The sequence below is a fragment of the Bradyrhizobium sp. ORS 86 genome, from assembly GCF_045571475.1.
In the GTDB taxonomy this organism is placed as follows: domain Bacteria; phylum Pseudomonadota; class Alphaproteobacteria; order Rhizobiales; family Xanthobacteraceae; genus Bradyrhizobium.
In genome coordinates this window covers 7376655-7388083 of the sequence record NZ_CP120699.1, presented here as the reverse complement: position 1 = coordinate 7388083, position 11429 = coordinate 7376655, and the positions used below count along the sequence as shown (strand labels likewise).

10 protein-coding genes are annotated in these 11429 nt (G+C 65.3%); 6 read left to right on the top strand and 4 right to left on the bottom strand.

Annotated features, from left to right (window positions below; translation table 11 throughout):
• Window positions 1-33: 33 nt before the first annotated feature.
• The gene (locus tag P6U25_RS34175) at window positions 34-273 is read right to left on the bottom strand and encodes a hypothetical protein (RefSeq protein ID WP_407149129.1); all 240 of its coding nucleotides are present in this window, start codon (window positions 271-273) and stop codon (window positions 34-36) included.
• A 178-nt stretch (window positions 274-451) separates the two neighbouring features.
• Between P6U25_RS34175 and ugpB the strand changes: the two genes are divergently transcribed.
• Together ugpB and P6U25_RS34165 are read left to right on the top strand one after the other, a co-directional pair.
• The gene (ugpB, locus tag P6U25_RS34170) at window positions 452-1771 is read left to right on the top strand and encodes a sn-glycerol-3-phosphate ABC transporter substrate-binding protein UgpB (RefSeq protein WP_407149128.1); all 1320 of its coding nucleotides are present in this window, start codon (window positions 452-454) and stop codon (window positions 1769-1771) included.
• A gap of 201 nt (window positions 1772-1972) precedes the next feature.
• A complete protein-coding gene (locus P6U25_RS34165; protein ID WP_407149127.1) occupies window positions 1973-2920 on the top strand; it encodes a phosphotransferase in 948 nt (315 codons plus the stop codon).
• A gap of 228 nt (window positions 2921-3148) precedes the next feature.
• On the opposite strand, the gene P6U25_RS34160 is transcribed toward P6U25_RS34165, so the two are convergent.
• The gene (locus tag P6U25_RS34160) at window positions 3149-3679 is read right to left on the bottom strand and encodes a MarR family winged helix-turn-helix transcriptional regulator (protein ID WP_407149126.1); all 531 of its coding nucleotides are present in this window, start codon (window positions 3677-3679) and stop codon (window positions 3149-3151) included.
• Between the two features lie 146 nt (window positions 3680-3825).
• Here P6U25_RS34160 and P6U25_RS34155 point away from each other — a divergent pair, with 146 nt between their 5' ends.
• Window positions 3826-5682, top strand: a complete 1857-nt coding sequence (locus P6U25_RS34155) for a feruloyl-CoA synthase (RefSeq protein WP_407149125.1) — start codon at window positions 3826-3828, stop codon at window positions 5680-5682.
• A gap of 507 nt (window positions 5683-6189) precedes the next feature.
• Here P6U25_RS34155 and P6U25_RS34150 read toward each other — a convergent pair.
• Window positions 6190-6714, bottom strand: coding sequence for a MarR family winged helix-turn-helix transcriptional regulator (locus tag P6U25_RS34150; RefSeq protein ID WP_407149124.1), 525 nt, complete (start codon window positions 6712-6714; stop codon window positions 6190-6192).
• 82 nt (window positions 6715-6796) lie between these two features.
• Here P6U25_RS34150 and P6U25_RS34145 point away from each other — a divergent pair, with 82 nt between their 5' ends.
• Both P6U25_RS34145 and P6U25_RS34140 read left to right on the top strand, forming a co-directional pair.
• The gene (locus P6U25_RS34145) at window positions 6797-7999 is read left to right on the top strand and encodes a cytochrome P450 (protein ID WP_407149123.1); all 1203 of its coding nucleotides are present in this window, start codon (window positions 6797-6799) and stop codon (window positions 7997-7999) included.
• 55 nt (window positions 8000-8054) lie between these two features.
• Window positions 8055-9266 carry an ABC transporter substrate-binding protein gene (locus tag P6U25_RS34140; RefSeq protein ID WP_407149122.1) on the top strand — a complete coding sequence of 404 codons (1212 nt, stop codon included), beginning with the start codon at window positions 8055-8057 and terminating at the stop codon, window positions 9264-9266.
• Window positions 9267-9677: 411 nt separating this feature from the next.
• Here the strand turns inward: P6U25_RS34140 and P6U25_RS34135 are convergent, their stop codons facing one another.
• On the bottom strand, window positions 9678-10337 hold the full coding sequence (locus P6U25_RS34135) for a cysteine hydrolase family protein (RefSeq protein ID WP_407149121.1): 660 nt from the start codon (window positions 10335-10337) through the stop codon (window positions 9678-9680).
• 149 nt (window positions 10338-10486) lie between these two features.
• Between P6U25_RS34135 and P6U25_RS34130 the strand changes: the two genes are divergently transcribed.
• Window positions 10487-11425, top strand: a complete 939-nt coding sequence (locus P6U25_RS34130; protein WP_407149120.1) for a helix-turn-helix domain-containing protein — start codon at window positions 10487-10489, stop codon at window positions 11423-11425.
• The last annotated feature ends 4 nt before the right edge of the window (window positions 11426-11429 follow it).

The following is an 11429-nucleotide window of genomic DNA, read 5'->3' as shown; positions in this document are numbered from 1 at the left end:
TTCCGGTCCTGTTGCGGCGCCGCCAAGTTTCGGTCACTCCACCTTGCGTTCGACCAGCGCGGCTGCCGTAGGATCGCGCTCGGGATCGGCTTGGACGCTGACCATCGCAGCCCCGAGCGGCTTTCGGTCGGAATCGGTCACGGTTTTGACGCCGGAGCCCTCGGTCTGTTTCTGGAATTCGCGTGCAAGCGCGTGCGCCGAAGCCGCCGTCAACGACAGCGCGACAACGAGCGTCGTGGTCCGCGAAAGGCAGGCGCGGCAGTACACAGGCAACAATTCCCCTTGTGATCTGTGTCCAGGGCAGGAAGAAAAGGTTCAACACTTTTTTAGCAGAAGGTCGGCGGTTCGCCCATTGGTCAAATCGTTAATTCCGCGCCGCAACCGACCGTGTCGATTGAAACTGCCGACGTTGCGGCTTATGACGGCACATCGCCACCGGGAACGGATCGTCGTGAAGTTCACAAGGAAAGTCCTGCAGCTCGTCGCAGCGGTCCTTTTGCTTGTGTCACCTGCGCAAGCTTCGACCGAGATCATGTGGTGGCACGCGATGTCGGGCGAGCTCGGCAAGCAGGTCGAGAAGCTCGCCGCCGACTTCAACGCTTCGCAATCCGATTACCGGATCGTGCCGGCCTACAAGGGCAATTATACCGAGACCGTCACCGCGGCGATCTTTGCATTCCGCTCGCGCAGCCAGCCGGCGATCGTTCAGGTCAACGAGATCGCCACCGCCACCATGATGGCGGCGCGCGGCGCCATCTATCCGGTGTTCGAGCTGATGCGCGATCAGTCGGAGGCGTTCACGCCGTCGGCCTATCTGCCGGCCGTCGCCGGCTATTACGCCGACGTCGACGGCAACATGCTGTCGTTCCCGTTCAATGCCTCGACCCCGATCCTCTACTACAACAAGGACATGTTCCGCTCGGCTGGGCTCGATCCGGACCTGGCGCCGAAGACCTGGCCCGAGGTGGGCGCGGCGGCGAAGCGGTTGCGCGCGGCAGGCATGATGTGCGGCGTCACGACGTCGTGGCCGTCCTGGATCAATATCGAGAACTTTTCCGCCTTCCACAACCTGCCGATCGCGACCCGGGCCAATGGGTTCGGCGGGCTCGACGCGCAACTGATCTTCAACAATCCGATCGTGGTGCGTCATATCGCGCAGCTCGCGGAGTGGCAGACGACGAAGATCTTCGACTATAGCGGCCGCGGGCAGGCGGCGGAGCCGCGTTTCCAGAAGGGCGAATGCGGCATCTTCATCGGCTCGTCGGGCACGCGCGCCGACATCAAGGCCAATTCGAAGTTCGAGATCGGCTACGGCATGATGCCGTATTATCCCGATGTGCAGGGCGCGCCGCAGAATTCGATCATCGGCGGTGCCACGCTGTGGGTGCTGCGCGACCGTCCGCCCGCCGAATATGCCGGGGTGGCGAAGTTCTTCGCCTATCTGTCCCGGCCCGAGGTGCAGGCCGCCTGGCATCAGAACACCGGCTACCTGCCGATCACCCGCGCCGCGTTCGATCTGACCCGCACGCAAGGCTTCTACGACCGCAATCCCGGCACCTCCATTTCAATCGAGCAAGTCACGTTGAAGGAGCCGACCGACAATTCGAAGGGCATCCGGCTCGGCTCGTTCGTCCTGATCCGTGACGTGATCGAGGAGGAGCTCGAGCAGGCCTTTGCCGGCAAGCGAACCGCGCAGGCCGCGATGGACAACGCTGTCGAGCGCGGCAACCGTCTGCTGCGCCAGTTCGAGCGCGCCAATCCGGACCAGTGAGGGGACGTCTTACCTCCCCTTGAAAAGGGGAGGTCGCTTTGCTCGCCAGAGCAAAGCGGGTGGGGATCTGCTCTCTCTCCAGACACCGTCGTTTGTGGCCGACCCCCATCCCGACCTTCCCCCTTTCAGGGGGAAGGAGAAGAGTCAGTAGCTGGATCCCGGATTACGCTCCACTTCAGACGAGCTGTGATGATGTCGCCAATGCTGCTTCCACCCTTGACCCACCACGACACCTACCGTGCCTGGCGTAGCGACACCTCGCGTTGGCTGCCGGTTGTGCGCGAGATTGCCGATGGCCACGGATTGCCGTGCGATGCCCTGCATGTGTTCTCGACCGGCACCAATCTCGTCGTCGGGCTCGGTGGCGATCTGATCCTCAAGATCTTCCCGCCGTTCCTGCGCCCGCAATTCGTCTCCGAGCACGCCGCACTGACGTTGCTGCGCGGCAGGCTCGCGATTCCGACACCCGAGATCGTAGCCGTCGGCGAGCGTGACGACTGGCCCTATCTTGTCATCACCCGCCTCGCCGGCGTCGTGGGCTCGGAGGTGTGGCCGTCGCTACCGGGCGCGCAAAAGGAGCGGGTGCTCGCCGAGATCGGCGCCGTGATTGCCGAGGTGCAGCGTGTGCCGCCGGGCGCGCTGTCGGCGATCGAGCCGCGCTGGGATGCATATATGCGCCAGCAGATCGCGCAGTGCAGGGCCCGCCACGAGCGGCTCGGACTGCCGCAGAAATTCCTCGCCGGGCTCGACGATCTCCTGCGCGACGCGGCTGCGCTGATCCCGATGGATGCGCCGCCGGTGATTTTGGTCGGCGAGTACATTCCGGAGAATTTCCTGCTGGCGCAAGGTGGCGACGGCTGGCACCTCGCCGGGCTGTTCGATTTCGGCGACGTGCAGACCGGATGGGGCGAGTACGATCTGCTCGGTCCGAGCGCGTTCATGGCGGCCGGCCATCCGCGCCGGGTACGCAGCTTGTTTGATGGCTTCGGCATCGCGCGCCAGGACGTGACATTCGCGCTGAAGCGGCGGCTGATGGCCCTGATGATGCTGCACCGGGCATCCGATCCGCTCAGGCACATCTGCATCGAAGGCTGGCCGGACAGGGCCAGCGACCTCGTGCAGCTACAGGAGTTGATCTGGCCTGGTTAAAGCGTAATGAGATTAGGTTGAGCTGGAGCGGCGGCGGCGCTTCACCTCTCCCTTGGGAGAGGTCGGCGCGCAGCGCCGGGTGAGGGATCACGGTCTCTCGTTAGCGCTGCGGCCCCTCACCCGATTTGCTTTCGCAAATCGACCTCTCCCCGTTGGGGAGAGGTGAACCGAACGCGAGGCTAAGCCGATTCGATCGAAATTCATCGCGCTTCAGTGGCGCGAGCTTCGTCAGGTGAAGCTGGCGAGGATGTGCAACAGCCGCGCGCGGTTCTTCTCACCGATCTTCTCGGCGACATGTCGCTCATGCTCGGCGGCGAGCCGCTTGAATTGTGCCAGCGCGGCCTTGCCTGATGCGGTCAGATGCAGCGCGTGCGAGCGGCGGTCGGTGGCGGACGCGCTGCGGCTGACCAGATTGCGCCGCTCCAGGCTGTCGAGCAGATGCACCAGGCGAGCGCGCTCGATCCCGAGCCGCTTCGCCACCGCCATCTGGCTGAGCCCCGGATTGGCGCCGATCACGGTCATGACCGAATATTGCGTCGGGCGGATGTCGGCTTCGGCGAGCGTCTTGATGAAATCCTGGAAGATCCAGAGCTGGAAACGCCGCACTGCATAGCCGGCGTGGCCGGCCAGCGCGTCGAGGCCGATCTCCCGCTCCGGGGCGTCGCTCCGTACGCCGCCATTCGCGCTGCGCGCCGCGGGGCGGCGAATTGCCGCTCCCGCTCTGATCGTCTTGCGTGACGCCTGATGCTTCCTTGCCATGACCGGATGCTAGCGCACCCGGCGTCACCAGGGAAAGATTGTTGTTGACGACAACAATCGGTGCCCGCAACATTGTGACCAAAGAGCCCGACGGGAGGCGCGGCACCTCGCTGCCGCGATCTGCGCAATGCGGGCGAGGAGGAATCATGACGATGGCGAGCGGAGACAATCCGGGCAGCCTGTTCGCGACGCCCGCGATCGTGGCCGATCACCGTGCCGACGGCAGCATTCTGATCCGCTCCACTACGCCGCTCAAGGAAAGCGCCCGCTGCGTCGGCGATTGGCTGGAGCAGTGGGCGCGGCAGGCGCCGGATCGCATCTTCCTGGGCGAGCGCGCCAATGCCGAGGTGCCCTGGACCACCGTCACTTATCGCGATGCGCTCGGCATCGTGCGTCGCGCCGCCTCCTGGATCCTGGCGCAGGGGCTGAGCGCGGCACGGCCGCTCGTCATCCTCTCCGACAACAGCATCGAGCATGCGCTGTTCGCGCTCGCCGCCCAGCACGTCGGCGTGCCCTCGGCCGCGATCTCGCCGGCCTATTCGCTGATGTCGAAGGACTTCGACAAGCTGAAGAGCATGGTCGGCTTGCTCGAGCCCGGCGCGATCTATGTCGCGAGCACCAAGCCGTTCGCGGCGGCACTGGCCGCGATCAAGCCGCTGCATCGGGCGACCATCGTCAGCGGCAGCCCCGATGATGCCGACGCATTGCCGTTCCGCAGCATCGCGGCGACGGCGGAAACGCCTGACGTCGCAACGGCGTTTGCGGCGGTGACACCGGATACGATCGCAAAATTCCTGTTCACCTCGGGCTCGACAGGTACGCCGAAGGCGGTGATCAACACCCAGCGCATGCTGACCTCGAGCCAGCAGGCGAAGGCGCAGACCTGGACGTTCCTGGAATCCTCCGCCGACGATCTGATCATCCTGGACTGGCTGCCCTGGAGCCACACCTTCGGCGCCAACCACAATTTCAACCTGGTGCTGCGCAACGGCGGCACGCTCTATATCGACGGCGGCAAGCCGGCGCCCGGCCTGTTTTCGACCTCGCTCGCCAATCTGCGCAGCGTGGTGCCGACGGTGTATTTCAACGTGCCGCGCGGCTTCGACATGCTGATCGCGGCATTGCGCACCGACGAGGAGCTGCGCCGCAGGTTCTTCGCCGGCACCAAGTTCGCCTTCTATGCCGGCGCGGCGCTGCCGCAGAACCTCTGGGATGCGCTGGAAGAGCTGTCGCTCCAAACTGTTGGCTGCCCGCTGCCGATGGTTTCGGCCTGGGGCTCGACGGAGACCTCGCCGCTCGCAACCGATTGTCATTTCCTCGCCAAACGCTCTGGCAATATCGGCGTGCCGATCCCCGGCACCGAACTCAAGCTGGTGCCGTCGGGCGACAAGCTGGAGGTTCGGGTGCGCGGCCCGAACGTCACACCGGGCTACTGGAAGGCGCCGGGTCTCACGGCACAGGCCTTCGACGAGGAGGGGTTTTACCTGATCGGCGATGCCGTTACCTTCGCCGATCCCGACAGGCCCGAGCTCGGCCTGTTCTTCGACGGCCGCGTCGCGGAGGATTTCAAGCTCAATTCCGGCACCTGGGTCTCTGTCGGCACGCTGCGCGTCGCCGGCATTACGGCGCTGGCGCCGCTCGCGCAGGACATCGTGGTCACGGGTCATGGCCGCGACGAGGTCCGCTTCCTGGTGTTTCCGAACATCGCCGCCTGCCGCGCGCTGGCCGGGCTGCCCGAGAGCGCCGACATCAGGGATGTGATTGCTCATGCCGGCGTTCGCGGCGCGATCGCACAGGGGCTCGCAAAACTGAAGGCGCAGGGCGGCCATTCGTCCGCCCATGCCACCCGCGCGCTGCTGCTCACTGAACCCGCCTCCGTCGACGGCGGCGAGATCACCGACAAGGGCTACATCAACCAGCGCGCCGTGCTGACCCGCCGCGCCGCGGCGGTGGCGGTGCTGGAGGACGATGCGGCGGTCGAGCCGATTGCTTGTGCGGGGTGAGCTTGTTCGTCGTCCGAGACGATTAGGATTAGGCACCGCTCCAGCCGCGTTGGCAGTGCGCCCTCTCTCGGGGGATGGCCGGGGTGGGGCGCTCCCCCACGAGTCCCGCTGTGCAGAGCGACTGTAGGCCGGATGCAGCGAAGCGAAATCCGGGGCTTCACCGCGGATGGTCCTGACCCGGATTGCGCTGCGCTCCATCCGGGCTACCCGCTTTTCGCTGTCTCGAAGACGCCCTCGCGCAAGCGGACGAGGTGAACCCGACCGCCGTAGACCGCTCCGGCTGGATTCCAGGGTGTACTTCCTCTTGCCGCGCTGCACGCGCGCGGTTTTTAGTTGCCTCAGCAACTAAGCTGTGCGAGCTTCGGTGCCAATCGGGCAGGACCGGTCAACGGCCATGCGTTTGGGAGGAGATTATTGCGCAGCACAGCGCGATCGGCACGGACCATTGTCGCAAGCCTTCGGAGTGTCGCGGTACTGCGGCGGACCGCGCACGGCTCGGCCGCGCGCTCAGCTCGGGCTTTGCCCGGTCACGTTGCCGAGATTCTCATGCAGCCGGCGCAGCAGGTCGATCAGCAGCTCGCGCTCGTCCTTCTTCAGGCAGGACAGCAGCCGCCGCTCGCGCTCCAGCGCCGCGACGATCACCTTGTCGTGGACGGCGCGGCCGCGGGCGGTCAGGGTGATCGAATGGGTGCGGCCGTCATCCGGCGCGGTGCGGATGGTCACCAGCCCGCGCTTTTGCATCGCCGCGAGGTTGCGGCTCACCGGCCCCTTGTCGAAGCCGATGACGTGGCAGATCCGCGATGCCGGAATGCCCGGCTCGATCGCAAGCTGCGATATGATCCGCCATTCGGTGACATTGACGCCGAAATTCTTCTGGTAATAGGCGGTCGCGCTGTTCGACAGCTTGTTGGCGATGAAGGTGATGAACGCCGGGACATAGCGGTTGAGGTCGAGCAGCGGGCCGTTGGCGGCTTCTGCGGGATCGGCCGGTTTCGGCCGGCGGGGCTTTCGGGGAAGGGGCTGACTGCTCATCTCTCGAATCATCGCTGCGAAACCGTCCGGGAGCAATAGACATGCGCTCCTTCTTGACAAGATCAAACCTCGGGAGGTCCTGATGACTGCAACAGCCAGTACGTCCGTTCCGCATCTCGACGTCGACCCGTTCGCGCTCGACTTCTTCGCCGACCCGTTCCCGGCACATGAGCGGCTGCGTGAGGCCGCACCCGTGGTCTATCTCGACAAGTGGAATGTCTATGGCGTGGCCCGCTACGCCGAGGTCCATGCCGTCTTGAACGATCCGGCGACCTTCTGCTCCAGCCGCGGCGTCGGCTTGAGCGACTTCGCCAAGGAGAAGCCGTGGCGGCCGCCGAGCCTGATCCTGGAGGCCGATCCGCCGGCCCATACCCGCACCCGTGCGGTGCTGAGCACGGTGCTGTCGCCGACCGTGATGAAGCAGCTTCGCGGTCGATTTACCGCCGCCGCGGAGGCACGTGTCGATGCGCTGCTGGAAAAGCGTCGCTTCGACGCGATCGAGGACCTTGCGGAAGCCTATCCGTTATCGATCTTCCCGGATGCGCTCGGCCTGAAGCCCGAGGGCCGCGAGCATCTGCTGCCCTATGCGAGCCTGGTGTTCAACGCCTTCGGCCCGCCGAACCGGCTCCGCGAGGAGGCCATCGAACGTTCGGCGCCACATCAGGCCTATGTTGCCGAGCAGTGCCAGCGCGATAACCTCGCGCCCGGTGGCATCGGCGCCTGCATCCATGCCCACGTCGATGACGGCGCGATTACCGAGACCGAAGCGCCGCTGCTGGTGCGTTCGCTGCTGTCGGCTGGTCTCGACACGACCGTCAACGGCATCGGCGCCGCCGTCTATTGTCTGGCACGCTTTCCCGACCAGTTCGAAAGGTTGCGCGGCGATCCGACGTTGGCGCGCAACGCCTTCGAGGAAGCGGTGCGGTTTGAAAGTCCGGTCCAGACCTTCTTCCGCACCACGACCCGCGACGTCGAGCTCAGTGGCGCCAGGATCCCGGAAGGCGAGAAGGTGCTGATGTTCCTGGCCGCGGCCAACCGCGATCCGCGCCGCTGGGAACAGCCCGACACCTACGACATCACGCGTCGCACGTCGGGCCATGTCGGTTACGGCTCGGGCATCCACATGTGCGTCGGCCAACTCGTCGCCCGCCTTGAAGGTGAGGTGATGATGGCGGCGCTGGCGCGCCGCGTTGCCAGGATCGAAATCGTCGGCGAGCCGAGGCGCCTTTTCAACAACACGCTGCGCGGGCTGGGCAGCCTGCCGGTCGAGATCACGCCAGCGTGACGAAGACTTGAGGCCGGCGACTGGCTGGCTGAGGAACGAGGAAACGGAGGGGACAATGAGGGGCTTTGGGGTGGGTCTGGCGCTGGCACTGGCCTGCGCCGTAGGGACCGCGCGGGCGGAAATTTCCGACAACGTGGTGCGGATCGGCGTGCTCAACGACATTTCCGGCATCTTCCAGGACACCAACGGCATGGGCTCGGTGGAAGCCGCGCGCATGGCGGCGGAGGATTTTGCCGGCGGCGGCAAAGGCATCAAGGTCGAGATCGTCTACGCCGACCACCAGAACAAGGCCGACGTGGGCTCGGCGATCGCGCGCAAATGGCTCGATGTCGAGGGTGTCGACGCCATCGTCGACGTGCCGAACTCGGCGGTCGGCCTCGCCATCAACACCATCCTGCGCGACAGCAGGATGACGTTCCTGGCGTCATCGACCGCAAGCTCCGACCTCACCGGCAAGGCCTGCTCGCCGAACACCATCCAATGGGTCAACGATGCCTGGGCCACCGGCAACACCACTGCGGCCGCGATGATGCAGCGCGGCGGCAAAGACTGGTATTTCGTCACGGTGGACTACGCGCTCGGCAAGGGCATCGAGGCCGAGGCCACCAACTACATCGAGAAGCACGGCGGCAAGGTGCTCGGCTCCAGCAAGCATCCGCTCGGCACCTCCGATTTCGCTTCCTTCCTGCTGCAGGCGCAGAATTCCAAGGCCAAGGTGATCGGGCTCGCCAATGCCGGCGGCGACACCATCAACGCGGTGAAGCAGGCGGCCGAGTTCGGCATCCAGCAAAGCGGCCAGACCATGGTCGCGTTCCTGCTGTTCGTGAACGACGTCCACGGCATGGGCCTGAAAGTCGCGCAGGGCCTGCAACTGCTCGAAGCCTTCTACTGGGACATGAACGACGACACCCGCAACTTTGCCAAGCGCTTTGCCGCCCGTCCCGGCATGAACGGCAAGATGCCGAGCGGCAACCAGGCCGGCGTCTACGCCTCAACGCTCGCCTATCTCAATGCCGTCGCCGCCACCGGCAGCGACGACGCCAAGGTAGTGGTGCCGCAGATGAAGGCGATCATGGGCAAGGACAAGTTGTTCGGCGACGTCACCATCCGCCAGGACGGCCGCGTCATTCATCCGATGTATCTGTTCGAGGTGAAGAAGCCGGAGGAGTCGAAGTACCCGTACGACTATTACAAGCTGATCGCGACGATTCCCGCGGATCAGGCGTTCCGGCCGCTCGCCGATGGTGGATGTCCGCTGGTGAAGTAGACGCTGTTTCCACGCGCACCGCTGGGCTCCCTCCCCCCTTGTGGGGCAGGGCTATCGCATATGCCGCCTTGGATGGCTGCGCACGTACTCGGCCTCGTGGTTCGAGACGCGCCGCAAGCGGCGCTCCTCACCATGAGGGTCTACTATTGTGCCGCAAAACAAGACCTCATCCTGAGAAGCCCGCCAAAGGCGGGCGTCTCGAAGGATGGGCCACAGGGAGTTTTTTTCCCAAATGCGATTGCCCTACCTTGTGGGGGAGGGCTGGGGGGAGGGGTTTCTCTCTACATGGCGTACCGCCTGGAGAGACCGCAACCCCTCACCCGGATCGCATGCGCTTCGCTTCATGCGTTCCGGCCTCTCCCACAAGGGGAGAGGCGAACCGAGTTCGCCGCGAGAATTCGTCCCTCGTCGCTACGCCGCCTGCGCCGCTCCATCGGCCGGCTTCACTCGCGCCAGCATCTCCGCGGCCATCATCACATGCGCGGTCGAGAACGCCAGGATCGTCAGCGTAGCGCGATGCACCTCTTCGGCCGACATGGCGCCCTGGCCGACGTCGGGATAGTCGAACGTGCCGGTGACGTCCGACAGGAACACCACCTTGTAATTGTGGAACATGGCGTCGCGCGCGGTGGCGTGGCAGCAGTTCTCGGTCGTGGTGCCTGAGATGATGACCGTGGTGATGCCCCATTCGCGCAGGATCAGGTCGAGGTCGGTCGAGAAGAACGCGCTGTAGCGGTGCTTCTTGATGACGTGCTCGCCTGGCGCAGGCGCCAGGTCCTTGAAGATTTCGACGCCGTCGCTGCCGTCGACCAGTGACGAGCGGTCGGCGATCGGCGCGTAAAGGTCGTCATAGAGTCCCATGTCGCTGCCGTCGCGTCGATGGACATGGGCGGTGTAGATGACGCGGATGCCCTTGTCGCGGCAGGCTTTCAGGGTCTGCGCCAGCCGGGGCACCATCGCGGCGGCCTGGGCCGAGCGCAGCTTGGCGCCGTCGGCCACGAAATCGTTCTGCATGTCGACAACGATCATCACGGTACGGGCCGGATCGATGATTTCGCATTGGTAGCCCATCGGGTGTCTCCTCTCCTGGTGGGAGACATCTTCTACATCGGCTGCGGCCGCAGCTCTTGGCTGCGCTTGCCAGTCGCTGGACTCTGCTTGCCAGAACCGGGCGACCGACGCAGAATATCCGGCGCCGGGTTGAGCGGGAGCATGGTCCAGTGCAGGCCCACCATCACACAGTCGCGGTCAGGCCGGGTGACAGCTTCGATCGCTGGCATCACGTCACCTGCCGCGAGTTCTCGCTGACCGAGTGCCGCCGCCTGGCGAACGACGCGTTTCAGGCCTCGATCGCGATCCACCATTTCGGCCCGCTGGTCATCAACGACATCTGGTCGAAGACTGCGGCCGCCGATCGCATCAGGGTGATGCGCAGTTCGGGCGACACAAGAAAGGATTCGCGCGATTATTTCATGCTGTGGCTGACGCTGCATGGCGAGGTCAGCTTTGCGCAGAACGGGCGCGACGCGCAGATGCATCGCGGCGATCTGATGTTGCACGACCAGTCGCAGCCCTTCACGCTCGAATTCGCACCGCAGGCACACGCGATCATGGTGTCGATCCCGCGGCCGTTGCTGGTGTCGCGACTGCCGGACGCGCACCGCCTGACCGCGCGGCGGATCGGCCGCGAGTCGAAGGTCGGTGCATTGGCGAGCTCGTTCATCCGCCAGTTCGTGCGGTTCGATGATGACGCCGGGCCCGCGGCTATCCGGCTCGGCGCCGCCGCGCTCGACATCTTCGCGACAACGCTGCAGTCTGAACTGACTGACGATTCGCTTCGGCATGGCGACGAGCGGCTGGCGCGGGTCAAGGCCTACATGCTGGCCCATCTCGACGACCCCGGGCTCGATCTCGACAGCATTGCCACCGCGCAGAACCTGGCGCCGCGCACCCTCAACCGCCTGTTCGGGCGCGAGGGGACGACGCCGATCCGCTGGCTCTGGCAACAGCGCCTCGCCGGCGCCTACAGCGCGCTCGCCGAGCGGCGCTTCGCCCACGTCACCGACGTTGCGCTCGCATTCGGCTTCAGCGACGTCTCGCATTTCAGCCGCGCCTTCAAAATCGCGTTCGGCCGCTCGCCGCATCACGTGATGGGGTGAGGCG

Bases quoted from the DNA above. Each gene is read 5' to 3' on its own strand.
- P6U25_RS34165 (WP_407149127.1), top strand. From the start codon at position 1,973: ATGCTGCTTCCACCCTTGACCCACCACGACACCTACCGTGCCTGGCGT.
- P6U25_RS34160 (WP_407149126.1), bottom strand. From the start codon at position 3,679: ATGGCAAGGAAGCATCAGGCGTCACGCAAGACGATCAGAGCGGGAGCG.
- P6U25_RS34155 (WP_407149125.1), top strand. From the start codon at position 3,826: ATGACGATGGCGAGCGGAGACAATCCGGGCAGCCTGTTCGCGACGCCC.
- P6U25_RS34150 (WP_407149124.1), bottom strand. From the start codon at position 6,714: ATGAGCAGTCAGCCCCTTCCCCGAAAGCCCCGCCGGCCGAAACCGGCC.
- P6U25_RS34145 (WP_407149123.1), top strand. From the start codon at position 6,797: ATGACTGCAACAGCCAGTACGTCCGTTCCGCATCTCGACGTCGACCCG.
- P6U25_RS34140 (WP_407149122.1), top strand. From the start codon at position 8,055: ATGAGGGGCTTTGGGGTGGGTCTGGCGCTGGCACTGGCCTGCGCCGTA.
- P6U25_RS34135 (WP_407149121.1), bottom strand. From the start codon at position 10,337: ATGGGCTACCAATGCGAAATCATCGATCCGGCCCGTACCGTGATGATC.